This window comes from Catenovulum sp. SX2 (genome assembly GCF_052056295.1).
Taxonomy (GTDB): domain Bacteria; phylum Pseudomonadota; class Gammaproteobacteria; order Enterobacterales; family Alteromonadaceae; genus Catenovulum.
In genome coordinates this window covers 3,035,619-3,059,565 of record NZ_CP182493.1, presented here as the reverse complement: position 1 = coordinate 3,059,565, position 23,947 = coordinate 3,035,619, and the positions used below count along the sequence as shown (strand labels likewise).

Here is a 23,947-nt window from a genome sequence, read left to right as displayed (position 1 = left end):
CGTTTGCTTTACAACACTTTAAATATTGCAGCGGTTTTACCGGCAAGTTTTAGCTGAATTTGCTGTTTCGACAACGAGCTTTGCTCAGCATTAAATAGTGGCTTAATTCGCTTAACATTTTCAGCTTCTAACCGAATTGTTTGTTGATTAGTTTGGTTATTAAACACCACCCAAATCGTTTCCCCTTGATAACTACGAGCAAATGCAAATACGTTATTTGCATCATCAGCTTTAACCACTTTGAAGTCCCCTAGCTGCAATGCAGTATGTTGGTTACGAATTTTAATTAGCTGTTGGTAATGCTGCTTAAGTGCCATGTTAGCTTTAACTACGTCAGCTTTGCGCTTGCTGCCATCTGGGTTAAATACTTCGTTTTGATACTGAATATCGTCCCACAACATAGGTTTGCGGCAATCAGGGTCATTTGCGCCCCACATGCCAACTTCATCACCGTAATACAACATAGGTGCGCCAACATAAGTCATTTGCAACACAGCAAAATATTTTTGCAAATGAATTTCGTCCGCGTTTGGTTTACGTACTTGATAAGCTGGGTTATTTGCCGCTTGCGAAGTACCGAAATAGTCGCCCCAATATCTAAAGTTACCAATACCACGGTTAACTATATGCGAGCCGATACGGTTTGAATCGTGGCTACCAAACAGGTTTTGCACAACATAAGCAACACCTTGTGGATATAAGTCACGCAGCTCAGCAAGTTTATCGGCAAATTCGCTGGCGTTAATATCCATGCCTTCAGGGTTAAACATAAATTCAGCGGCAGCAAAAGCAAAGTTGTAGTTCATTTCACCGTCGAACTCATCCCCTTGAAAATAAGGAATAACGTTTTCTGGTTTATCGACTATCTCGGCCGTTAAATAGGCTTCAGGGTTAAGTTGTTTTACATGTTTGCGCCAGTCTTTCCAAAAACCATGTGCTATGCAAAATGCCACATCTAAGCGCCAGCCATCGATACCGTACTGCGCGCCTTTACCTTTAGGATTCATCCAACGTTCAGTTGCGGCAAATACATAATCTTTCGGGCCTGCTACTAAACCATTTTCATCCTCTTTAAATTCGGGTAGCGATTTAACCCCAAACCAGCCTGCATAATCGAATTTTGTTCCGGCTTGTTTGTCATCAAAACTGGTTACGCTAAACCAGTCTTTATACGGTGATTGTTGCTGATGTTCGGCCAAATGTTGGAAAGCAAAACTATTAATGCCCATGTGATTAAACACGCCATCAAAAATAATGCGAATACCTTTTTGATGCGCTTTTTCGATAAGTTCTAAAGCTAATTCGTCCGCTTTAGTCCACACCCAAGTGTCGGGGTCGAGCGGATTTTCTTGCTGGATTAATTTACGGTCGCCTTCTGGATCTGGGCCAAAGTTTGGGTCTATATGGTGATAACTTGCACCATCGTATTTATGCAATGAAGGTGCATCAAATACCGGGTTTAAATAAATTGCATTAATGCCTAACTCAGCTAAATAATCGAGCTTATCTATCACGCCTTGTAAATCACCACCATAACGGCGGCGCAATAAATGCTTCCATAATTCTGGTTCACCATTGGCTTTTTCGTAACCTTGTAACTCGTACCAATCACTGCCCCAAGGATGAATTTGCCATTGTGCAGGCGGCTCAGCTGGGTCGGCTCCAGCTATATCTTCAACTTTTGGATCGTTCGACGGATCACCGTTGCGAAAACGCTCGGGAAAAATTTGATACCAAACGGCACTTTTGGCCCATTGGGGTACAAATTCATCATTGCTGATTTGATTAGCTGATTGCTCAGGAGTATGTGTTAATTGCATAGTGTTAGATGTTGTAGAACATGCGTTTAACAGTAAATTCGCAATTAATAGGGTAAGCACTTTTTTCATAAATTTACCTAGAGTGAACTTAGTTAAAAAGTGATAGTAAGTAAGCAAGGGTTACATTGCGGTTACCGTTTAAATTGGTCGGTATGAAAAACTGTGTTAAAAATGAACTAATACTGAAAACTGTTTTCAAAAAATAAATTTAGTTTTTACTAAGGGACATCACAAATGAATCAGCACGAAAAACTTAACTACGTTGAATTTGCCGCGTACGACTTAACCGCAACAAAAAACTTTTTTAGCTCGGTATTCGGCTGGGATTTTGTTGATTATGGCCCTGAATATACAGCTTTTAGTGACCAAGGGTTAGATGGCGGTTTTTACCAAGCAGATTTAGCCAGCAATAGCCAAAGTGGCGGTGCTTTGTTGGTGTTTTATAGTGCAGATATTCAAAGCACTTTTGCCAAAGTAAAACAGCATGGTGGCACCATAGTTAAAGATATTTTTGAATTTCCGGGTGGCTGCCGTTTTCACTTTTCCGAACCAAGTGGCAATGAGTTTGCAGTTTGGTCAGAGTTAGTGTCGGAGCAAAAATAAAAAACACTACTGACACTACGCTGTCAGTAGCCCCTGTTTAAGCTTCTTATTGTTGCTAGGTCATCAGTCAAACACCTAAGCAATAATTTTTAACTACGGAAAAGGAGCTTAAAATGACCTCTACAGTAATCGAATTTATCACCTACAAATTCAAATCAAATATTGATCAAAGCCAGATAGATCAAATGAATAACGAGCTAAATGCCTTTTTACTTGAACAGCCGGGTTTTTATTACCGCTCATTAAGTGAAGATGCCAATGGTCTGCAGCACGACATTATTTATTGGCATGATATGCAACAAGCTAAACAAGCGTCGGAAGCTTTTATGCAGTTGCCTGTTTGCAAGTTGATTATGGATTCTACAGTCGCAGACACTGTAAACATGCAATATATGCAGGTACTATCAGAGGTATCGACACTCATGAATGAACCAGCATAGTTAGCTGAAAATATAACACCATGCGAAAAGCCGAACGTCTCTTTCAGATATTAACTTATTTACGCAGCAAACGTGGCGTAGTCACTGCTGAACAATTAGCAGAAAACTTGCAGGTTTCGCAGCGCACTATCTATCGAGACATTCAGGCTTTATCATTATCTGGTGTACCGATTGAGTCGGAAGCAGGCATTGGCTACCGGCTCAAACCCAACTTTAATATGCCACCCATAATGTTCGACCAAGCTGAGTTAGAAGCGTTAATGTTGGGTGTGCGTATGGTGGAAAGTTGGAGCCATCAAGGCATGGCAACAGCGGCATCTTCAGCGCTTGCCAAAATTCATGCTGTGTTACCCGAGCAGTTACATCATAAAGCGACAAGCCAACCCGAATGGTTAATTATTCCTAAATTTGTTTCAAAAGATTACCAACAAACCAGCGAACAAATATCCAAAGCAATTAAACAAAAACTTGAATGCAATCTGCATTACCAAGATGAAAACGGCAATAAAACCAACCGTACTATTTGGCCGCTTGGCATGATCTACTGGGGTAAAACCTGGACTTTAGTTGCCTGGTGCAAAAAACGCGAAGATTACCGCATGTTTAGGTTAGATAGAATTGAGTCGATTTGTCTAAGCGAACAAGTTTTTGTACCGACTGAAGATATTAGTTTGGAAAATTATATTAATAAGTGCCGTGAGGCGTATGGTTAAAAATCTAATTTAACACAGCTCTTCAAGTCGCGGCTTTCAAGCGCATTTTGATTTACATGATTAATTAATTGTGGGAAAAACTCTAAAAATAGCATTTCTAGTTCGTCATAATGACACTGGATATCTTCAACGGCACCTGAAAAATTATTAGTAAAACGAATGCGTTTAGCTATGTTATCCAGTGCTCCGCCTATACCTGTTAGCGTTTCATACTCTTTAAACCAATCATTTTTGATCATGCTATTGATAACATTTTGCATTCTACACGGCATATCAGGAATACGTTTATGCAAAAGTTGATAGCTATTTTGTTTAAACACTGCCAATGGTTCTTGGTTGAACAGCATCCAATTTTTAATCAGGAAGTGATCAAATACTACGTCAATCGCAATACTCGCGAATCGTTTACGCGGTTTGGAAAAATACCCTTTAGCTTGCTTAATTGCCAGGTGGTTATCTGTAAATTTATCGACTAAATAATGATTATCTAATGCTTTTTTCACTGTAACCGGCATATGCTTTACATCCCTTTTACCACCAAAATCTCCTAGAAGATTGCCAAAATGAGAGTCTGCATTTGGCTGAGCTAAGTAAAGGTGCGCTAGATAGTTCAAGGTAATTATCTCTATATTTGATGGGATTCAGACCAAATCCTAAGTTCATCTAAAATACTCAGTGCGGTTTTACCAAAATCAGTTAATTCGTAAGTTACAGCGACAGGTCTATCACTTATCACTTTTCTAACGACCATCCCCTCACTTTCTAATTCCTTCAGGCGTTGGTCGACCATTTTTTTGCTAGCACCACCAAGCATACGAGTTAAGTCATTAAACCTCACTGGCTCGTCTTTCAGGTGGTAAATAATGGAACCCTTCCACTTTCCGCCAATTAAACGCATGCCTTTTTCAATAGCACAAGGTTCAGTGCATGCGTTTAAAACTTTTTTCCTGCCTTTACTATCTGTTTTTACGACACTTTCCACTCTTTTACCTCACAAATTAACTAGGTTACTAAAAGTATACTAATTGATTACCTAAATCAGGTAACTAATATATACCACACATCAACTGAGTTTGAGAGTGTTTCTCTTACTTGTTTTGACAGAAACTTAATTTGGAGTTGTTTTATGAGCACGACTGATTCGAAGAACGTATTAATTATTAATGCCCATCAATATTACCCATTCTCACAAGGTAAGTTAAATGCAGCTTTAATTGATAAAGCGATAACCATACTAGATAGCAAAGGTTATAACACTCGCGTAGTTACCATGAGTGACGAATATGATATCGACGAGCAATTAGCCCATCACCAATGGGCCGACATTGTGTTTCTGCAATCACCAAGCAATTGGATGGGCGTTCCTTGGTCATTTAAAAAATATATGGATGAAGTTTATACCGCAGGTATGGGTGGTGCTTTATGTGTTGGGGACGGCCGCAGTGAACAAGCGCCAAAGAAAAACTATGGTACGGGCGGCACCTTAACCAATACCAAATACATGATGTCACTTACCTTTAATGCGCCGGAAGAAGCATTTAACGATGCAGACGAGTTCTTTAATGGTAAATCAATCGACGACTTAATGTTCCCTATGCATATGAATTTTAAATTTTTTGGGATGAAGCCAATGGAAACCTTTGCTTGTTTTGACGTGATGAAAAATGCCGATGTCGAAAATGACTTTAAACGTTTTGAAGCGCACATCCATAAACATTTTTAACCTGAAGTCTGGATAAAAAATTTGCTAATGCTCTGTAATTTATAGCAAAGTTTATTATTAACTATTCTAGGGGCTATTTATCCAGAGTTTAGGTTTCTTAGGAGGCTAAGATGAACATTGAATATACCAACAAATTGCATGCTGGTGCTGACTTCCCTGTAATTGAAGCAAAGTTACTAAATGGTGAAGTGAAAAAACTGTCTACACCTGAAAATGGTTTGGATTGGAAAATGCTTGTGGTTTACCGAGGCCAGCACTGTCCTCTTTGTACGCGATACCTGAACCAATTAGAAAGTGCGAAAGACTTACTTGCGGAAACGGGTGTGGATTTAATCGCAGTTTCTGGCGACAGTAAAGAACAACTAGAAAGTCATATGGATAGACTTGATGTTACTTTTCCAATTGCCTACGGCCTTACTCTTGAACAAATGAAAGAGCTTGGCTTGTATATATCAGATCCAAGATCACCCGAAGAAACGGATCATCCATTTGCTGAACCGGGACTGTTTGTTGTTAACAGTGAAGGTAAAGTGCACGTAGCGGATATTTCGAACAACCCGTTTGTAAGACCAGAAATTCAGTCATTGATTAGTGGCCTAGGATGGATACGCAATCCAGCTAACAATTACCCTATACGTGGTATGCATAAATAGACGCGCTAATGTTACTTATTACGAACCTGAAACGGCAATATTAGTTTGAAAAATTATATTAATGAGTGCCGCGAGGCGTATGGTTGAGAAAACAAGTGCTTGTTTTCTCAAGCGCGGTTTGACTTGCCACCAGCTCAAGTTTATAACTTAGTGCAAGCTTCTTTACATTCAGACCATGCCAATGCGTAAAATTTTAACTACATTCCTATGCCTAGCTTCTATCAATTCTAACGCCGCTAGTTTTGTGCAAGATTTTACTGACGCGGCACTAGAACGAACAAGCAAACAAATTACCTATGATGGCTCATACATCGCAATTCCCTACCCCAACGGCGACGTGCCAGCACATATTGGTGTGTGCACTGACGTAGTTATTCGCAGTTATCGAGCGCTTGGTATAGATTTGCAGCGTTTAGTCCATGAAGATATGCGAAGCAACTTTAATCTCTATCCATCAAAACGTATTTGGGGATTAACTTCAACCGACAAAAATATTGACCACCGCAGAGTACCAAACTTACAAACTTTTTTTGCGCGTAATGCGGTCGAATTAGCGATCACGAACGATAAAGAAGATTATCAACCAGGGGATTTAGTTACTTGGATGTTGCCAGGCAATTTGCCACATATAGGCATAGTATCAAACAAAGTATCACCTATTACTGGCAACCCGCTAATTGTCCATAACATTGGTGCGGGGCCAAAACTAGAAGATATGTTATTTGCATATAAAATAACCGGCCATTTTAGGTATGAACCCGCCAGCTATAAGCAGCCAACCGAAGAAAGTTAGCAGCTTGGATTCTCCCCCTAAAATTATCGTTGCATTTTCATTAGTCTAGGCTTAAGTTTATGAAAATATTTAATTTAAAACTAATTGGAATGGCGTTGATAGACTCAACACTGAAAAGTTTTATACGCACTTCTGATTATTAAGCAGTTAAATTCTTAGGGAAATATCGCTAGTGGATCTGACAAATATAGATAGCAAAATATTGCTTGGGATAATAACGCCAATCCTATTAGCTGTCGGCTATTTTTATCGCGCAAGAAAAGAGAATATAAAAAACAGAAAGATAGCCCTTTATATCCTTCTTGAAATCTGGCATCGAATTTCTGTTTTTTACAGGAAGGACTTCGATGATGTGTTTGAGCAAATAATTGGAGAAATAAAAAGGCAGTTTCCGAGTGAAAATATTTCAGAAAGTGAAATTAATGCTTCTAAGGCTCACTTCACTCCGATATTAATGGAGACTGTAAGAGGGATTGCTCTTTCCGACTTAGATGGTTACCAAGAAAGATATCAAGAAGCTATTTCGCTCATATCTTCAGATGATCCAATTTTTGCATATAAAATTAGCTCGGCCAGTAAGACAAAGAAGTTCCTCAAGTTTCTTGACTCGTATCTAGAAAAATCTCTAGCCCCAATTGAAGAAAATGACATTGGTAACGTGCTATCTCAATCGCTAAAATCTCATATGACCAAGCATGCCGAACTTGATTCCATAAAGGATCTCGAGTCAGATATTCGGAGACTTTCCTTTAAGGTTGGGCTTTCCACCTATATGTCATCAGCTTTGCTTATAAGGAAACGGAGACGTAATTTGGCCAAAATAGCGAGTGGAGAAGTGGAACATTTGGTTGTAAATGTATTGGCGCCAGCAATGAAAGAATTTAACAATTCAATCCAGCTGACCGCGAACACACCGGCTGATTGAGGCGTTAGATATCACAATGAACGGAGCTGAAATTATAATTTCCAATGCGCTTTTGCTGGGTGCGCTATGTTTTCTATTAAAGCTTTGGATCGAAAAAAGGTTGAGCTTATCCTTAAATGAAAAGCTGGAGAAATTTAAAAGTGAACTAGCTAAAGAGGTTGCAAAGTCATCTGTTCAGCAAACACATAATTACGCTAAAAAACTCGAAATATGCGCCACGCTAAACGAATTAATGACTGAAGCTGATTTTGAGTTAAAAATGCTCTATTTCAATGTCGCATCTAAACATTATAAGAGCATCGAAGAGCGGAATAAAAATTTTGCTGAAAAATATCTTGAAATAAACGCTCTTTTACATAAAAACGAACTTTATATTGAAGACGAAATTATCGCTATGGTACACGAAGCATATCGACCAATATTCGATATCGTATCAAATGTAATGGGTAGCGGTGACATAGCGCATTACGAAACATTAAAGCTGTCTGGCTCTATGGACAGCGTTAGCAAAAAGGCTGAGACGCCGAGAAAAACAGTAATAGCAAGGCTTAAAGAGATTTATGGTATCAATACCTAACAAACGCCTGTTGGTCGGGCGTTGTTTTCAGATAAACCATAGTCGTTATGAAACTAAATCACTATGCATCCAAAGCAATAATGAATGAGACGTACAAATCAAGCTAAGTCTTATTCAAATAAAAACTTCAGAGGTAGCCAAAAATAAATCTCAGCTACCTCTGATATATCTAGTCAGACAGGTTTTACCAACAACTAACCATGACTCACAACAATCAATCTTAAAGCATCTAATTTAACCCTAGCTTGGGCTAAATGTTCTTCTAGCGATTTTTGTTGTTGCAGCAAAGACTCTAATTCGATTGGGCGAATATTTGGGTTAACCGCTTTAAGCTCAGTTAAACGGCTAATTTCTTCACCTAATTGTTTAGCAACCTGCTCTTTTGCTGCATCAATAATAGCGACTGATTCAGCAGTCGCTTTTTGTTCAGCTTGCTGAATTAACTCATGCACTTGTGGCTGCAAGGCAGTTGCTAATTGTGACGCTACTTGTTTATTTACTGGTTTTAACTGCTTGTTTAAGCCATCAAAACCCACTTTTGCAGCTAAGTTATTACCAGCTTTATCTAGCAATAATCGAATTGGGGTTGGTGGTAAAAAACGCCCCGGTTGTAATTGTTTTGGTGCGCTAGTTTCAACAACATAAATTAACTCTAACAAATAAGTGCCTTCTGGCAACGCTTTGTTGTTGAGAATACTTACGGCGTTGTTGCCCACTTCACCACCGGCGATCATTTCAAAGCAGCCTTGCACCATAGGGTGATCCCAGCTGATAAAACGCACATCTTCACGTGATAACGCGGTTTCACGATCAAAGGTAATTGTCATGCCATCGTCATGCAATTCCGGGAAATGCGGCTCTAACATATGCTCGGTTGGATTAACCGCTATACATTGTTCACCTTTATCTTCTTGCGATACGCCGTACACATCAAATATTTGCAGCATAAAAGCAACTAAGCGAGTGTCGTCGTCCATTTCTTCAATTTGCTCAGCAATGGCTGCACCATCAAAACCTTTTGAATTCAGCTCTAATAAAATATCGCGGCCTTGCTCTAGCTGAGTATTTAATTCAGTAATTTGTGTTTTTGCTGATTCAATTAAACCGCTGATTTGGCTTTGTTCATATTGATTTGTCGCTAGCGCTTGCAATAATTCGGCTTGCTGTTGCTCAAATACTTTAATCCCTGCAGGGCAAGTATTGGCATAGGCGTTAACACCATGGTGCTGCCAGTTAAACAAAGTTTGGCTGGCTGAGTTAACAAAATATGGAATATGTATTTGAATATCGTGGCGCTGACCAATACGGTCTAAACGGCCAATACGTTGCTCTAATAAATCAGGGTTTAGTGGAATATCAAATAAAACTAAGTGACGAGCGAATTGGAAGTTACGCCCTTCTGAGCCAATTTCCGAACAAATAAGTAACTGACAGCCTTCGTCTTGGTCGGCAAACCAAGCAGCGGCGCGGTCACGCTCAACTATGCTCATGCCTTCGTGAAAAACAGCAGCATTTAAACCAAACTTAACCCGTACAGCTTGCTCTAAGGTTAACGCCGTTGATGCACGCGCGCAGATAATTAAAAACTTTTCATGTTTGTTTTCTTTTATCAGCTCGGCTAAATATTCAACTCTAGGGTCAACTTTCCACCATTCAATATCACCACTGATCGCACTTTCGTATAAAAACTCAGGGGTTAATAATGGCGCAACCGTTTTAGCCGATGCATCATCAGGGTGGCGGCTTAACCACCAGTCAGCCGCAGCTTGATATTCTGATGGTAACTCCATTTCTACCGGCAATACACAACGCACTGGGAAACCTTTAACTGATGCACGCGTATTACGGAATAACACGCGACCTGTGCCATGTTGGTCAATCAGTTTTTTCAACTCGGAAATTTGTGTTTCGGATAAATCTTCATTACTGGTGATTTGTTTCGCTTGCTCGGCTATTTGGCTATAACCCGCTTCTTCGGCAACAAATTTGTCGTAGTCGTAAAAACGTTCTGGGTCTAACAAACGTAAACGCGCAAAGTGGCTTTGGTGGCCAAGTTGGTCTGGTGTTGCGGTTAATAGCAATAAACCAGCACAAATGCGTGATAGTTTTTCTACCGCTAAATAAGCAGGGCTTGCGCCATCTGGGTGCCAGTCTAAGTGATGCGCTTCGTCAACTACCACTAAATCCCATTGTGCTTGGCTTGCTTGTTCTAAACGTTTGTCAGAATCTGCCAACAATCCTACTGGCGCAATAATTAGCTGCTCAGTTTCAAATGGGTTTTCTTCGGATGAATCGTATTCGCCACATCTTTCTTCATTAAAAATCGCGAACTGTAAATTAAAGCGGCGCAGCATTTCGACCAACCACTGATATTGCAAACTTTCTGGTAATAAAATAAGAATGCGCGAAGCTCGGCCAGTTAATAGCTGCTGATGAATTATCATGCCTGCTTCAATGGTTTTACCTAAACCGACTTCGTCAGACAATAAAACCCGAGGCGCAACACGACTACCGGCTTCTTTAGCTATATGTAGCTGATGAGGAATAAGCGCAGTACGTGCGCCCGCCAACCCAACTAACGGATGGGTTTGATATTCGTATTGTAGTTTGCGTGCTTCGTATCTAAGTGTGTACCAGTCGTTGCGGTCGATTTGTGCTGTGAATAATCTATCTTGTGGTTTATTAAATTTAAGATGGTGATTAATACGCGTTTCAATAAGTTGCTCTGGCTCGTTATTATCTGAACGAATGCCTAGGTAAATATTTAAACCATCTTCGTTGATAACCTGCTTAACCTCTAGGCTCCAACCTTCAGCACTTTCAACATTGTCACCCGGATTAAAACTTACGCGGGTTAAAGGTGCACTGCCAATTACGTATTCTCTTTGGTCGCCTGATGCGGGAAATAACATGGAAATACGACGACCATTTAAGGCAACGACTGTGCCTAAACCTAAATCTGATTCTGAATCACTGATCCAGCGTTGTCCTAATGCAAATTCGCTCATTAGTTTTTCTGTCTCCTCTTTGAAGGGCGCGTATGTTACCCAAAGCGCTGGTCGCTTTCATCACAAATGTATTAATTTTCTTGGTTTTTTCGATACACCTCGATTTCACCATCATTTGGGTTACGTAAATTAGGTACTACATACAAAACAAGATGGTGCAAAGCTATTACAAAAAAGCCAACCAAGTATATTAAAGGTAGCAGGTCATTTGGTTTTACGGCATATACATGATGCAAATAACTCAGTGCCGCAATTAAATAAATTGATTTGTGCAGGCGAAACCACCAAACACCTAACAATAATCGCGCAGTATTGAATGAGGTTGCAGCCAATAAAGCTAACAGAAAGAGTGCAATCCAGCCGTAGGGAATAAAATCGCGCTCGAATATTTCTAGCCAAACAAACTGCCAATCCCAATCCATTTCTAACCACAAATACACAGTCACATGAACTAATGCATAAAAGAAACACCATAAACCTAACTGTTTGCGCTGACGAATTAAAAAATTCCAGTCTGCCATGCGTTTGCCAAACTTTAACTGCCGAGACGATGCGAGCCAACAAAACCAATGACGAAGTGGTGCTATCGCTAAGGTGAGCAGTAAACAAATCATAAATATGTGTGCTGAATCATGAATGAGTGTGGCAAACGGGTTATAAACTTCCGTCCATCCGACAACAACAGAAAATAAGTAGATGGCAGGGAGCAAACATACAATAAATATGAATAGCGAAAACTTCTGATGATACTGATTTAGTTTAAATACAATATTCATCAGTAGTCCTTAGTTAAATCCATATTGCGATACAAAGCGGAAACTTGGTCGGCAAAACCGTTAAACATTTGTGTGCGCACTTTTTTCAGTTCGCCTAATCTAACTTCTTTGCGTTGACTCCACCTTGGGTGGGCAACTTGTGGATTCACATTGGCATAAAAACCATATTCACTTGCCGCGATTTGATTCCAACTAGTTACAGGTTGGTGCGCAACCAAGTTAATTTGGCTAATGGCTTTAATACTTTTAAAACCATATTTCCACGGCACTAATAATCTAACCGGTGCGCCATTTTGTTTTGGTAAATCGTCTCCATACATGCCAGTGGCCAACATGGTCAGTGGATGCATGGCTTCATCTAAACGTAAACCTTCGGTATAAGGCCAAGGCAAAACATCACGCCTTTGATTGATCATTTCACTAGGCCGAAACGTGCCGACAAATTCAACAAATTTAGCTTCTGCAGTTGGTTCAACTAGCGCCAATAAATCTTTAAGCATAATGCCGTGCCAAGGCGCAACAAACGACCAACCTTCAACACAGCGCAGTGGGTAAACTCTGTCTACGCGCTCCAATTGTTTGAAATCGGCTAAATCAATAACCAGTTCTTTTTTAACCAAACCACTAATCTTAATTTGCCAATTATCTGTTTGGAAATCTTGGGCAATTACATGCACTAGCTCTTTGTTACTGCTAAATTCATAGTAGTTGTTATAACGTGTCGCTTTGGATTGCGGGGTTATGTGTTTATTAGCACCAGCCAATACTTCTGGTGCTAATAAACCAAATGCAACGCAAGCTCGAATAAACTGACGTCTATTAAAATAAACTTCTGCAGGCGTCGTTTGTTGCATAACTAGTCTCGAATGGATTGCAAATACAAAATCACGGATTCAATTTCTAGTCCATTTAGTTGATCACCCCAAGGTGGCATTTGCCCTGAACGCCCCACTCCTTGACCACCTTTAGTGATAATCAGGCGCAAATAATCGTCAGGTACTCGACTGGCGGTTAAATCGGCTGGCGGCGGATTCTTAATAACCTTAGCCATACGGCCATCCCCTTCACCATATTTGCCGTGGCAAAGTTGGCAGCGACTAGAGAATACTTCCTGACCAACCTTTTTGGTGGCTTTTTTCATATCCGGCAGTTTAGCCAATAATGCGTTGGCTTTTGCTTGATCTTGCCTGAGCAATAATACAAAGTTCACCACTGACTCAATTTGAGTCCATGTTAAGTCGTTACCCATAGGTGGCATTAAGTTCGATGTGTAGCCAAGACTGCCGCCATAAACAATGATTTTATGCACAGTTTCTCTATCGGTTGGATATTTAGGTTTCATTAAATTGGTATTTGGGTAATTTTTAAGTTTAATCGGCAATAAACCATCACCCATACCGGCGCTACCATGGCATAAACTACAGCGCTGATAATACACTTCAGCGCCTTTATTCAGGTTTGGAGTTGGGTCTTCTCCGTTTGCAAACAAGGCCATAGGCCAAGCAACAAACAACCAGCACCCTAAACGCAGAAATTTCATGGTTATTCCTGTACTTCTATAACCATCTGCATATTTGGATGGATAGCACATTCAACATCTACAGTGCCGGCTTCTTCAAACACAACATCACGCGAATCGTTTTGCGGAAACGAACCTAAGTCGAATAGCTTAGCGTCGCTTAAACTAAACACATTGTGAAAAAAGGGATCAAGATTAACAAATTTAACTGTGTCACCTTTTTTAATGGTGATTTTTTCGACCGTAAACTCTTTGTTTTTTTGACCCACTTCGTGCTCAGCTGCGGCCACGTTAAAACTAAATAATGTGATAAAAAATAGAATGAATTTTTTCATGATTTTTCTCCTGGCTAGGACAATGGTTGTTTTTTACAAAGGCAAAACTGGCAATGTAAAAGGCTTAGGCTCTGTGGTTAACGCTTGCAAAAATGCGACTAAATCGCGTTTTTCTTGCTTGGTTAAATTGAGCGCTTTCATATTGGGAGATAAATTAGTCGTCACCTCGCCACCTTTGGCGTAATGCTCAACCACTTCTTCTAGGGTTTTCGCACTGCCATCATGAAAATAAGGTGCTGTTAAGGTTGCGTCTCGAATGGTTGGTGTTTTAAACGCGCCTTTCATCAAGCGTAATGGTTTTTCGGTGTAACGTCCCATATCAGCATTTTCATGTCCCCATGAAGCTAAACCTATGTTATGGAAACCATTGTCAGTGAAATTAGGCGCAGAATGGCATACTTCACAATTGCCTTTTTCAGGATCGACAAAAATTTTAAAGCCGCGTACTTGTTGTTCAGTCATGGCTTTTTTATCTCCTTTTACCCAAAGGTCAAAAGGCGAATTTTTGCTCACCAGTGTGCGCTCAAAACTTGCGATTGCTTTTGAAACTGTCTCTTCATTCACACCTTCGCCAGGAAAGGCTTTTTCAAAATGGCTTTTGTAAACCTCATTGGTGCGTAAAAAGCTCATCAACTGGCCAATATTCATGTTCATTTCAACATTTGAGCGCATTGGGCCCATGGCTTGATCTTCTAAAGTTTTTGCCCGTCCATCCCACATTTGAATCGGGTTGTAAGCTGTATTGACCACAGTTGGACTTGCTCTTCCCAACACCTTACCTAAAAAACCTTTAGCGGTTGCTAGGCCATCAGACCAACCAAAGAGTGGACTATGGCAAGTTGCACATGACATTGTGCCTTCACCACTCATACGTGGGTCAAAAAACAACATTTTGCCAAGCTCTACTTTGGCTGGTGTTAACGGATTATTTTTCGGTACTGGTACTTCGCCAAGTAGCCATTCTTGTAGTGACGGGTGTCCGGCCTGATAAACATATTTATCAGCCGCATAACTTGCGGGTACAACAAAACCAAGCAAGATACAAATAAGGAGCAATTTGTTTTTCATTTTTACTGGCCTGCTTTATTAAAATGAGACACAGCTTTTTTCATGTCCTTAGAAACTGCGCTCAGCGTTTCTGATAAGTGTTCCAAATCCTGTACACCGTTTAGGGTACTTTGCGCAAGGTCTGCCAGTGTATGGCTATTATTAGAAATTTGTTCGAGTGAACCATGTTGTTGATGACACACATGTTTTACCGTGTCTATTTGCTGCAATGTGCTGTCGGCATTCTCCAACGCTTTTTGCGCAGAAGCAGCTGTGGTTTCTATATCCCCCACATTTTCAACAACCAAATTGTTTGCACTATCCAAAGCGGTAACTGTATCACTTACCGTCGTAGTCATTTCGCTGGCTAAATTCGATATTTCATTAACCGCTTCATTTGACCTTTGCGCTAAACCTCTTACTTCATCGGCAACAACTGCAAAACCACGCCCCTGTTCGCCTGCACGAGCAGCTTCTATCGCTGCGTTTAATGCAAGCAAATTGGTTTGTTCAGAAATTGCGCGAATGGTTTGAGTAATTTGTGAAATCGTTTCTGCGGAAGCTTGCAACATTTGCGTTTTATCAACCGCAAGTTGCATGGCTTTTTGAAAACACTCGAAGCGACCTAAAGCAGCATTCATAGTTTGGCTAGCATGACGGCAAGCATCAGCGGTTTCAGCGGATGCTACTTCACTTATCTGCAATGATGTTTGCACCTGTTGAGCCCCAGCGAGAAGGCTAGCAACTAGCTCTACTATCGACTCAACGCTGCTTTGTAACACATCCGCATTGTCCGCAGAACTTGTCGCCGATTTACTAATTTGTTGAGCATTGTCATCTAGCTCACGAGATTCTTGGCAAATACTATTTACAATTGTCTGTGTTACTTGTGTTGCATGCTGCAACGCCCGCACAGTTTTACCAAGCTCGTCGTCACCTTGGACAGTATATTGAAAACTTAAATCACCTTGAGAGAAGCGCTCCATTCCGTTATTTACTTGACGAAGTGGCACCAACAATAGGTTATTAAAGTAGCGAGCAACTAAAACGCCAAAAATTACCGCTATAGCAATAAATATCAGCATGAATTGAATAAACTGCATACCTTCTTGCTGGTTTTTCAGCGCTAATTCAGCAATTTTGGTTTGTTCGTCACGCAAAATAGTTTGTGATAACTCGACTATTTCAGTAACTGAATCTGTGATTTGATTAACGATTTCATAAGCTTCACCGTCGTTATTGCGTTTAGCCGCTGAAACAATTTTTAGCAACGAAGGTTTAACCGACTGCAAAGCATCAACAAGTTGTGTAACTTTGGCATTACCTTTAAGGGTATTAGATAAAAGTTGCAATTGTTCATCAACCACGGATGAAGCTTTAATCGATGCTATGGCTTCGCGGCGAATATCTGATTTTTCATCAGCGGCAATCAAGGCTTGAATATTTCTATCCAACTGCATGATTGCCAACATAGCGGTTGACGCGCGATCTTGGCTCAACTCTGATTGAGTCAGTTGCTCGGTAATTAACAAGTTTTGTCGATAAATTGTCGTACTCGCGAGCACAGCTATTGCCAGAACAATCACAATAAAAATTCCGGACAACAACGCCAGTTTATATTTCCACGACAGTGATAATAACCAGTTCAATTTACTTCTACTTTTCTTACTAACCTGTAGCAAGTGTAGAACAAGCTTTTTACATTTGCTTAATTTACGTACAACCAAATTTAGCTCAGCTTGCAATCATGAGTACAACGGATACCAGCAAATAAGGTTGCAGATAAATTTTATTAAAACGATAAAGTGCGAAGACAGCCACATAACCACAATGCCAACATTGAAATGTCAGCCTGTGCCGCCAATACTATTTAGCATCTTGTTAGGAAAACAGTAATAGAGGTATTTCAGATGAAAGTTTTAACCTACACATTATCAAGCCTTGCTTTAGCTATTGGATTAGCAGCATGTGGCTCTTCTAGCGTTGATATTTCAACGGGCGGTGATGACGACACTGCACAATTTTCTCTAAGCGTTTCAGATGCCGCAGTTGAAGGTGCAACCGAGGTTAATATATTCGCCACCCAAGTTACTTTACGTAGCGCTGGCGGTGAAGACACAGTTTTCGCAACTTTAGATGAAAATGATCAGCCAATTAAAATTAACTTATTAGATTTCCAAGGTAGCCAAGCTTATCAATTAATCAGCAATGAAGAAGTCGACCTCGGCAATTACGAATGGCTACGCATTGATGTTGTTAATGGTGACGAAAATGACTTAACCAATACCAGCCATGTGGTATTTCCAACCGAAACTCGCCCGTTAGTTGTTGAGCGCAAAGGCAATGATGGTGTTGGTGAAATTCAGTTAGATGGTTTTAATTTAAACCAAGGCATTAATGAATTTGTTGCCGAGTTTGATTTAAAACGCTCATTGGTTGACCCAAAAAATCCAAACGACGACAGCATTAAACTAAAACCACGTGGGGTACGTTTACAAAACTTAACCGATGCAGCTAATTTAATGGTGACGGTTGATTCAGCGGTAATCGGTACTTGTGAATCAGACTTTGCAGCTTCTGCATCTGAATTAGACAGCAGTTTTGGTCACAGCGTTTATGTTTATTCATCTGGTACAACTGCGGATAATGCGTTAGATATTAATGCAGATGATGATTCTGTCAGCATGAGTCCTGTTGCAACCGCTAATTTAACTATGGATGATGTTTCTGGCGATTATATGGCGGAAATTGGCTTTTTAGGCGAAGGAAATTATGCTCTGGCTTATACCTGTTTATCGCATTTAGATGACGCTGAAACAATAGACGATGAAGTTGTTGTTTATGCTTTCAAAACCAGCATTGACGTAACAGGTGATGCAAGCACAAGTGTCATTAGCAATGACGTTGTTTATGTCGCACCAGTTGTTGAGGCAGCAGAATAAAACTTACGCTTCGATAACTTGATTAAACTTCTTTGACATTTTGATGGGTAGAGATCTTAATCTCTACCCATTTTTTATAGGCTTTTTCTATAGATTAAGCTAATGACTGTTTAGTTACCCAAACACTATTTTCTTCACCTTGTTTAACTCTTTTAGCAGTCTGTTTAGCAAAATAATAAAACAGTGCGGCTAAAACAATTGCGACCAGTTCTAAGACTATATCTGACAATGAATCTGCTGGCCAAATAGCTAAACTTGGCAACATTAATGCGATAACTGAGTTTGCCGGAATAGCTAAACAAGTGATCACCAATAAACGCAAAATAATCACCGCACTTTTGGCTGCACCTTGCAGATAAGCGCTGAGCATGCAAGCAAAAAACACTGCGTAATACACCCACATGTGCGCGTAGTTCAGTGCATCTGTATAAGCTTTTATCCATTTAGCCGATGCAAAACAGGCAGCAACCGCCAACATAGAGCCCAAACAAATACCAACTGTTGCACTGGCCATCCACCTAACATTACGCGCTTGTTCTGGGCCTTTTTTATTGCGGCGTTTTTCTAACCACAATAAATTGCCTGAGTAGAACAAAAACGCCCCCATAATGCCTAATACAAAATAAACCCAACGCCCCAGCTCACCACCATAACTACCAAAATGCAGGGCGAAGAAGGTAGCAACAGTTCGAACCCATACACCTTCTGGCGCAGGGTTGAGTGTACTGCTTAAAATTTGCTGCGAATAAGGCTGAATGAATACATAGTCATGCACTGGGCCGCGCATAGTCGAGTTTTCATCAAATACCCCCACTCGAATGGTTGCGCGCGGTGTGGTTAAGTTGCCATAGTTCATCGACAATATTTGATGTTCCGGCGCGATTGTTTTGGCTATATTTTGCAGCTCAGCAACACTGGGGACATTCTCTAGTGTGTATTCAACTTTAGGTGGTGCTGGTCGAGTGAATAAAGGCTGTTCACCATACACTATATGCTCTAGGCCATCATATAATTGGTCGTGAAAGGCAAATACAATAACAGTTAAACTTATCACTATATGAAATGGCAAACTCAAAATACCCACAGCATTGTGAGCATCTAACCAAAATCGGCTCGAAGTTTTGTTTTGGCGCAAACTAAATAAAGTTTTAACTAAAGTTGGCAATAAGAAAATCACACCAGAGACTATAGCTAAAAAATACAAAAAGGATGCTATACCCAGTACATATACACCTAATTCTTCGTGGCCAACTTCACCAAATATACCAGCGGTTCTGTGCAACATATCTACCAAGTCAGCTAATACGCTTGGCTCTGCTACTTGGCTAACTAACTGACCATCTTGGTCAAAACTCGCTTGTCGAACAACACCAGCTAAATTGAGTTCTCGGTCTGAACCTTGTTCAAACCACTCCATCGGCGCTTTATCAGCATGATCAAAATTCAGGGTAAAACCTTTTTCTGCGTCTGGGTATTGTGCAACCGCTTGGGCAATTAAATCGTCATATTGGTGAGTAGCAATTGGCGCTAAAGCTTCTGATGGTGGAGTCATCCATTGATTTATTGCATCTTTAAACATGGTTAGTGAACCAGCGTAAAAACCAATAAACAATACCATGCCGCTAATAATACCAGTCCAAATATGTAAGGATTGATAAATTCGTAATATATCGCTTCTAACTTTCATCTGCTTACCTCAACAAAAAGAGCGCTGCATAGGCCAACACATTTGCCCCACCCAAGTACATCCAAGCTTGTTTGCCGTTATTAAACAAATAAACAAAGCTCATTATCGGCAACCAAATAGCTGGCGTGATCCACATATTAAATTGCACTTTGCTGTCAGCGGTTATGCCACCTGGGCCATACCAAGCAAAACAGCCAACCAGCGCAAATGAAAAAGTTAACCCGAGTAATACACCCGCTAGGGTTTTACTCCACCAATCTGGTTGAATTTTTTTATCTCTGCTCGCCATATTAGTGTGTCCTTTTAAATAAGCTTACAAATGGCATGCAAGTAAACACCAGCATGTTCATTGCTAACCAACCAAAAATAGCTGAGGTTGTGGTAAACACTGCTAGTTCACCACCCAAAGCAACTAGCTGCAGTGATAAAGCTACATAGCGCCAAGGTTTTATCGCCAAAGGTTTAGTTAACCACAGCTGATTTTTATGGCTGGCGTAAATAAGTGCCGCACTGGTGCAAATCAATAAAAAATAAACTCCGTGCCAAATCATCATTATGTCTCCATGGATAAGTGATTTCTTTGTTGCTGCTGAAGCAAAAAAACTGTGTTGCCACAAAAAGCGGCAACACAGTTGGTTTAGGGCCTGTTTATCTTTCGAGTGCAATTTTGCAGCAGTTTGTTTGGTATTTATCCAAGGCATAGCGATTGACGTGTAGTGAGCTACATGAATGAGCTATAACGCAGAAGAAATACCAAACAAACGCTGCCCTTCGGGTTCGTTCTAAATACTTTTTACTCTTTGTTGCAGCATTTTGACTTAATCCATTAGGCCTTCAATGCTGCGCCTTGATTAAAAAGCATTTAGTTAGAACAAAATTTGTCCTCGAAAGACAAACAGGCCCTTTAGAGAGCTAGCTTGAAAGTGTCTAATTAAAACTTAACTGTTGCACCAACAAAGTATGCGCGGCCACGCATAACCATATCGCTACCAAACACAGTTGTACCTTCGCCGTTAACATAAGTTGGATCATCAACTAAAGGTTGGGTATCGGTTAAGTTAGTAATACCGGCACGCAACTTAACTGCATCGCTTACATTAATATTTACACCTGCGTTGATTGTGGTGTAGCCATCTAACTCTTGGCGACGATTACCAATGTGCGAACCACGGTAATTTAAGCTAGTAAATAGTGACACCATGTCTGAAACATTCGCGTTCACTTTTACATTGGCACTATGTTGTGGGCGGTAGGTTAATTCGTTACCGTTTTGATCTTCTGTATCTAAATAGGTGTAGTTAAAATCAGCAGAAATCACATCAAAGTTCACGCCGAAACCTGCTTCTAAACCTGTGATATCAACTTCGTTTAAATTAACCCAAGCACGGTTGCCATCAACCAAAGAAGCAACAATCATGTCTTCAACTTTATTTTTAAAGATAGTTGCCGACACATCCCAATCGCGTTTGTCGACAAGTACACTTACTTCAGCATTAATGCTGGTTTCTTCGCTTAAGCTTGGGTTACCTTTAATTTCACAACTACCACCACAACTTACAGTTACGAAAGAAGGTGATGATTGATATAAACTTGGTGCTCTAAACGCGGTACCAATACCACCTTTAACAACTATATCTGGTGTTGCTTCAAACACAACGTAGGCACGTGGGCTGGCGTGAGTACCATATGAATCACTTTTATCTACGCGTACACCAAGTGTGGTTGATAAATTATCAAGAATAGAAATTTCATCTTGAGCAAAAATAGAGCGAAGTGATTGAGAAGCACCACCCGTTTCAGGATATTGCACAGCATCAAGAATTTCAGTGTTTAGATATTCTGTACCAACAGTTAACGTGTGGTTGGCAATGTTGGTAAATGCAGTTGCACGGAAAGTGGTAAAGATTTCATCGATATCGCGACCTAATGGCGGTTGTACCGCATAACGAGTATTGTAGTCATACAGCTCAGCCCAAGATTTATTAACTAAAACTTTAGTACCAAAACCATCCCATTCAGAATTAAGGGTTAAACCAAAGGTATTACGGTCTATGGTTTGAGCACGATCTGCACCACCATAATTGGTTACTGGCACATCATCTTCATCTTTACTAATATCAATGTCTAAAGAGTGGCCATCTTGCAAAGCAACACGTAAAGTTGAATTAAACTTGAAGGTTTCACGTGCTTCAGTTGTATCGTAAGTAGGGGTTACTTTAGGATTCACCCAAATATCTTGGTCAGCTTTTTCAACACTAACAGTTAAACCTAGTTTGTCACCTAATTTACCCGCAGTATAAACATTCGCACGATACTGGCTACCGCCGGTACCTTCGTCTACTTTCGAGTATTCTGCATTAAAAGTTGTTTGCCATTCATCAGTTGGGTTACGAGTAATAATATTGATTACACCACCTACTGCGTCTGAACCATATAGTGCAGACATAGGACCACGTACTACTTCTACATGGCTGATTGATTCTAGTGGAATAGAAGTGGTATCGAAGTTACCACCACGCCACAAACCATTGCTTGATGAAACTCGTTTGCCATCTACCAAAAACAATACGTAAGTTTCATCTAAACCACGCATTTTAATGCCGTTACGACCACCCGCCCAGTTATCAACTGCAATACCGGCCAAACCTTTTAAAATATCACCTAAGTCACGAATTGGCGCTTGGATAATTTCGTCTGCTGATACCACGCTGATAGATGCGGGGGCAGTTTTCATAAGTTGCTCAAAACCAGTTGCTGTTACAACAATAGTTTCGACTTTTTCTTCTTCAGCTTTTACTGACATGCTAGTTAATAATGCAGCGCAAACGCTAGATAACACGAACGTGTTCTTCATTTATTTATCTTCCTCTTGAAATATTTCCTCAGAGATTCAAATACTTCGTAATGGCGCAAGCTCACTTCCAGATGAATCCACTAAAGACGAACTGAACTGGCTGTTTGCTAGTTCAGCTTATTTTTGCTTTAAATTATATCGGCGGCAATAATATTCTAAATGAGAACTATTTACAATTGCATTTTTATTAACTTATATTAAAAAGGTAAATTCAACACGCAACTAAAACTGACGGACATGCAAAACAACGCACTAGAAAATTTGCCAGCAGAGCTTAGTTCTCCTGTGATTAAAAAATTAAACACAGGTAAACAAGTAACTGAAAGTGGTATTCACCAAGATTTTGAAATAACTTTTTATTGGCAACAAAGCAGCCCCAAAAAAGACAAAGACAAAGACAAAGAGATAACAACAGTCGTATTAGAAATACTCGGCGTAACAGATCACCACGCAGCGCAACTCTGCCAGTTACAGCCTGTTGTTGATAAGTTTGGTGCGCATACTGGCGTTTGGTCTAAGTCGATAAAATTAAAGCTGCCGCGTAATTGGCAAGGCAGTTATTTTTATATTCCAGTGTGTAAAAAAATGGCTGATGTCTTAACGTTGACCGCTAACAATAACAGTCGCCAACGCTGGCTCAGTTTATTGCCCTATCGGCAAGTAGATAAGCTCAATAACAAGCAGTTTACCTGCGGTGAATATGCAGTTAAACAGTCGATAATTTCGCTAAATAACCAAGAACTGGCGAGTTATTTACAGCCAATAACCAAGCAAAAAGCTCAACTGAAAAAACGCCTGTGGCACAGTGACATTTTAGCCAATAGCCGCCAAATCAGTTTATTGTCAACGCAAGTTGCGTCCGCTAAAACAACTCAGCACAACAAGATAAAACCCTTAATTATTTTGTTAGATGGAGAGGTATGGACTGAACAAATTCCACTAGCGGACAACTTACAAGCTGCAACAGAACAAGCTTATTTACCAGCAGCTGATTATTTATTTATCCCGAATATCAGTGGTAAAACACGCACACAAGAACTGACGTGCAATCCGCGTTTTTGGCAGGCTATCAGCCAAGAGTTATTAAGCGATTTTTCAGCCCAGCCAATTGTTTTAGTTGGGCAAAGTTTAGCTGGACTCGCTAGTTTATATGCCAGTTTAAACTGGCCGCAGCGTTTTCGTTTTGTGGTTAGTCAATCAGCTTCGTTATGGTGGCCGTTAAAAAACTTTCGCCAACCTCGTAATCAACAACAAGGTTTATTAAGCCAATTTTTGGCACTGCAACGGCAAACACCTAACCCTAGTTTTCAACATTTACATTGGTTGCTGCAATACGGCAGCCAAGAGCACAGCATAGCTGCACACCATTTGCCTTTTGTTGCACATGCAGCCAAACAGCACATTCAGTTTATGCAAACAATTTATCCCGGCGGTCACGACAAGTTTTGTTGGTATCAACAAATTTTTGCTGGCTTACACACACTTTTCCAATCTAGCGACTGGCGCCAAACTCAGTCCAACTAAGAGATTTT

At 40.3% G+C, this 23,947-nt stretch carries 24 protein-coding genes; 10 read left to right on the top strand and 14 right to left on the bottom strand.

The genetic code is table 11. The features are described from left to right. Positions 1-8: 8 nt before the first annotated feature. Positions 9-1,889, bottom strand: a complete 1,881-nt coding sequence (locus ACMZOO_RS12775; RefSeq protein ID WP_440903720.1) for a glycoside hydrolase family 13 protein — start codon at positions 1,887-1,889, stop codon at positions 9-11. 165 nt (positions 1,890-2,054) lie between these two features. Between ACMZOO_RS12775 and ACMZOO_RS12770 the strand changes: the two genes are divergently transcribed. The 3 genes from ACMZOO_RS12770 to ACMZOO_RS12760 all read left to right on the top strand — a co-directional run bounded on the left by ACMZOO_RS12770 (position 2,055) and on the right by ACMZOO_RS12760 (position 3,576). Then, entirely contained in the window at positions 2,055-2,423 is a 369-nt protein-coding gene (locus tag ACMZOO_RS12770) for a VOC family protein (RefSeq protein ID WP_440903719.1), read from the top strand. Between the two features lie 113 nt (positions 2,424-2,536). Then, the gene (locus ACMZOO_RS12765) at positions 2,537-2,863 is read left to right on the top strand and encodes a hypothetical protein (RefSeq protein WP_440903718.1); all 327 of its coding nucleotides are present in this window, start codon (positions 2,537-2,539) and stop codon (positions 2,861-2,863) included. A 20-nt stretch (positions 2,864-2,883) separates the two neighbouring features. Next, entirely contained in the window at positions 2,884-3,576 is a 693-nt protein-coding gene (locus ACMZOO_RS12760; RefSeq protein WP_440903717.1) for a helix-turn-helix transcriptional regulator, read from the top strand. On the opposite strand, the gene ACMZOO_RS12755 is transcribed toward ACMZOO_RS12760, so the two are convergent. Together ACMZOO_RS12755 and ACMZOO_RS12750 are read right to left on the bottom strand one after the other, a co-directional pair. Further along, entirely contained in the window at positions 3,573-4,190 is a 618-nt protein-coding gene (locus tag ACMZOO_RS12755; protein ID WP_440903716.1) for an ACP phosphodiesterase, read from the bottom strand. The genes ACMZOO_RS12760 and ACMZOO_RS12755 overlap by 4 nt on opposite strands. A gap of 11 nt (positions 4,191-4,201) precedes the next feature. After that, complete coding sequence (locus tag ACMZOO_RS12750) at positions 4,202-4,558, bottom strand: winged helix-turn-helix transcriptional regulator (RefSeq protein ID WP_440903715.1); 357 nt, start codon at positions 4,556-4,558, stop codon at positions 4,202-4,204. 144 nt (positions 4,559-4,702) lie between these two features. Between ACMZOO_RS12750 and ACMZOO_RS12745 the strand changes: the two genes are divergently transcribed. From ACMZOO_RS12745 to ACMZOO_RS12725, 5 genes are all read left to right on the top strand, one after another. After that, entirely contained in the window at positions 4,703-5,299 is a 597-nt protein-coding gene (locus tag ACMZOO_RS12745) for an NAD(P)H-dependent oxidoreductase (protein WP_440903714.1), read from the top strand. Positions 5,300-5,409: 110 nt separating this feature from the next. Next, positions 5,410-5,952 (top strand): peroxiredoxin-like family protein, encoded by a 543-nt coding sequence (locus tag ACMZOO_RS12740; protein WP_440903713.1) that lies wholly within the window; start codon positions 5,410-5,412, stop codon positions 5,950-5,952. 181 nt (positions 5,953-6,133) lie between these two features. Next, on the top strand, positions 6,134-6,745 hold the full coding sequence (locus tag ACMZOO_RS12735; protein ID WP_440903712.1) for a DUF1287 domain-containing protein: 612 nt from the start codon (positions 6,134-6,136) through the stop codon (positions 6,743-6,745). 172 nt (positions 6,746-6,917) lie between these two features. Further along, a complete protein-coding gene (locus ACMZOO_RS12730) occupies positions 6,918-7,670 on the top strand; it encodes a hypothetical protein (protein ID WP_440903711.1) in 753 nt (250 codons plus the stop codon). A gap of 16 nt (positions 7,671-7,686) precedes the next feature. Continuing rightward, positions 7,687-8,247: a hypothetical protein gene (locus tag ACMZOO_RS12725; protein WP_440903710.1), complete on the top strand. Its 561-nt coding sequence runs from the start codon at positions 7,687-7,689 to the stop codon at positions 8,245-8,247. A gap of 194 nt (positions 8,248-8,441) precedes the next feature. Here ACMZOO_RS12725 and rapA read toward each other — a convergent pair whose 3' ends face one another. The 7 genes from rapA to ACMZOO_RS12690 all read right to left on the bottom strand — a co-directional run bounded on the left by rapA (position 8,442) and on the right by ACMZOO_RS12690 (position 16,518). After that, positions 8,442-11,255, bottom strand: coding sequence for an RNA polymerase-associated protein RapA (gene rapA, locus ACMZOO_RS12720; RefSeq protein WP_440903709.1), 2,814 nt, complete (start codon positions 11,253-11,255; stop codon positions 8,442-8,444). Between the two features lie 71 nt (positions 11,256-11,326). Next, positions 11,327-12,031: a sulfite oxidase heme-binding subunit YedZ gene (locus ACMZOO_RS12715; protein WP_440903708.1), complete on the bottom strand. Its 705-nt coding sequence runs from the start codon at positions 12,029-12,031 to the stop codon at positions 11,327-11,329. After that, positions 12,031-12,885 carry a protein-methionine-sulfoxide reductase catalytic subunit MsrP gene (msrP, locus tag ACMZOO_RS12710; RefSeq protein WP_440903707.1) on the bottom strand — a complete coding sequence of 285 codons (855 nt, stop codon included), beginning with the start codon at positions 12,883-12,885 and terminating at the stop codon, positions 12,031-12,033. Before msrP ends, ACMZOO_RS12715 begins: the two co-directional genes overlap by 1 nt. Before the next feature lie 2 nt (positions 12,886-12,887). Then, a complete protein-coding gene (locus tag ACMZOO_RS12705) occupies positions 12,888-13,571 on the bottom strand; it encodes a c-type cytochrome (protein ID WP_440903706.1) in 684 nt (227 codons plus the stop codon). Between the two features lie 2 nt (positions 13,572-13,573). Continuing rightward, on the bottom strand, positions 13,574-13,885 hold the full coding sequence (locus ACMZOO_RS12700) for a plastocyanin/azurin family copper-binding protein (protein ID WP_440903705.1): 312 nt from the start codon (positions 13,883-13,885) through the stop codon (positions 13,574-13,576). Positions 13,886-13,918: 33 nt separating this feature from the next. Continuing rightward, positions 13,919-14,953, bottom strand: a complete 1,035-nt coding sequence (locus tag ACMZOO_RS12695) for a cytochrome-c peroxidase (RefSeq protein ID WP_440903704.1) — start codon at positions 14,951-14,953, stop codon at positions 13,919-13,921. Positions 14,954-14,955: 2 nt separating this feature from the next. Next, positions 14,956-16,518 (bottom strand): methyl-accepting chemotaxis protein, encoded by a 1,563-nt coding sequence (locus ACMZOO_RS12690; RefSeq protein WP_440903703.1) that lies wholly within the window; start codon positions 16,516-16,518, stop codon positions 14,956-14,958. A 324-nt stretch (positions 16,519-16,842) separates the two neighbouring features. On the opposite strand from ACMZOO_RS12690, the gene ACMZOO_RS12685 reads away from it, so the two are divergent. Then, a complete protein-coding gene (locus tag ACMZOO_RS12685) occupies positions 16,843-17,874 on the top strand; it encodes a DUF4382 domain-containing protein (protein ID WP_440903702.1) in 1,032 nt (343 codons plus the stop codon). A gap of 94 nt (positions 17,875-17,968) precedes the next feature. Here the strand turns inward: ACMZOO_RS12685 and ACMZOO_RS12680 are convergent, their stop codons facing one another. The 4 genes from ACMZOO_RS12680 to ACMZOO_RS12665 form a co-directional block, all read right to left on the bottom strand. Continuing rightward, entirely contained in the window at positions 17,969-19,561 is a 1,593-nt protein-coding gene (locus tag ACMZOO_RS12680; protein ID WP_440903701.1) for a PepSY-associated TM helix domain-containing protein, read from the bottom strand. A 4-nt stretch (positions 19,562-19,565) separates the two neighbouring features. Next, complete coding sequence (locus ACMZOO_RS12675) at positions 19,566-19,850, bottom strand: hypothetical protein (RefSeq protein ID WP_440903700.1); 285 nt, start codon at positions 19,848-19,850, stop codon at positions 19,566-19,568. Between the two features lies 1 nt (position 19,851). Beyond that, positions 19,852-20,115: a hypothetical protein gene (locus tag ACMZOO_RS12670; RefSeq protein ID WP_440903699.1), complete on the bottom strand. Its 264-nt coding sequence runs from the start codon at positions 20,113-20,115 to the stop codon at positions 19,852-19,854. A gap of 377 nt (positions 20,116-20,492) precedes the next feature. Further along, entirely contained in the window at positions 20,493-22,415 is a 1,923-nt protein-coding gene (locus ACMZOO_RS12665) for a TonB-dependent receptor domain-containing protein (RefSeq protein WP_440903698.1), read from the bottom strand. A gap of 237 nt (positions 22,416-22,652) precedes the next feature. Here ACMZOO_RS12665 and fes point away from each other — a divergent pair, with 237 nt between their 5' ends. After that, entirely contained in the window at positions 22,653-23,939 is a 1,287-nt protein-coding gene (fes, locus tag ACMZOO_RS12660; protein WP_440903697.1) for an enterochelin esterase, read from the top strand. Positions 23,940-23,947 lie beyond the last annotated feature (8 nt).

Coding starts and splice junctions, on each gene's coding strand:
- msrP (WP_440903707.1), bottom strand. CDS start 12,885: ATGCAACAAACGACGCCTGCAGAAGTTTATTTTAATAGACGTCAGTTT.
- ACMZOO_RS12665 (WP_440903698.1), bottom strand. CDS start 22,415: ATGAAGAACACGTTCGTGTTATCTAGCGTTTGCGCTGCATTATTAACT.
- ACMZOO_RS12725 (WP_440903710.1), top strand. CDS start 7,687: ATGAACGGAGCTGAAATTATAATTTCCAATGCGCTTTTGCTGGGTGCG.
- ACMZOO_RS12670 (WP_440903699.1), bottom strand. CDS start 20,115: ATGATGATTTGGCACGGAGTTTATTTTTTATTGATTTGCACCAGTGCG.
- ACMZOO_RS12695 (WP_440903704.1), bottom strand. CDS start 14,953: ATGAAAAACAAATTGCTCCTTATTTGTATCTTGCTTGGTTTTGTTGTA.
- rapA (WP_440903709.1), bottom strand. CDS start 11,255: ATGAGCGAATTTGCATTAGGACAACGCTGGATCAGTGATTCAGAATCA.
- ACMZOO_RS12735 (WP_440903712.1), top strand. CDS start 6,134: ATGCGTAAAATTTTAACTACATTCCTATGCCTAGCTTCTATCAATTCT.
- ACMZOO_RS12775 (WP_440903720.1), bottom strand. CDS start 1,889: ATGAAAAAAGTGCTTACCCTATTAATTGCGAATTTACTGTTAAACGCA.
- ACMZOO_RS12700 (WP_440903705.1), bottom strand. CDS start 13,885: ATGAAAAAATTCATTCTATTTTTTATCACATTATTTAGTTTTAACGTG.
- ACMZOO_RS12740 (WP_440903713.1), top strand. CDS start 5,410: ATGAACATTGAATATACCAACAAATTGCATGCTGGTGCTGACTTCCCT.
- ACMZOO_RS12715 (WP_440903708.1), bottom strand. CDS start 12,031: ATGAATATTGTATTTAAACTAAATCAGTATCATCAGAAGTTTTCGCTA.
- ACMZOO_RS12760 (WP_440903717.1), top strand. CDS start 2,884: ATGCGAAAAGCCGAACGTCTCTTTCAGATATTAACTTATTTACGCAGC.
- ACMZOO_RS12685 (WP_440903702.1), top strand. CDS start 16,843: ATGAAAGTTTTAACCTACACATTATCAAGCCTTGCTTTAGCTATTGGA.
- fes (WP_440903697.1), top strand. CDS start 22,653: ATGCAAAACAACGCACTAGAAAATTTGCCAGCAGAGCTTAGTTCTCCT.
- ACMZOO_RS12675 (WP_440903700.1), bottom strand. CDS start 19,850: ATGGCGAGCAGAGATAAAAAAATTCAACCAGATTGGTGGAGTAAAACC.
- ACMZOO_RS12680 (WP_440903701.1), bottom strand. CDS start 19,561: ATGAAAGTTAGAAGCGATATATTACGAATTTATCAATCCTTACATATT.
- ACMZOO_RS12705 (WP_440903706.1), bottom strand. CDS start 13,571: ATGAAATTTCTGCGTTTAGGGTGCTGGTTGTTTGTTGCTTGGCCTATG.
- ACMZOO_RS12770 (WP_440903719.1), top strand. CDS start 2,055: ATGAATCAGCACGAAAAACTTAACTACGTTGAATTTGCCGCGTACGAC.
- ACMZOO_RS12765 (WP_440903718.1), top strand. CDS start 2,537: ATGACCTCTACAGTAATCGAATTTATCACCTACAAATTCAAATCAAAT.
- ACMZOO_RS12745 (WP_440903714.1), top strand. CDS start 4,703: ATGAGCACGACTGATTCGAAGAACGTATTAATTATTAATGCCCATCAA.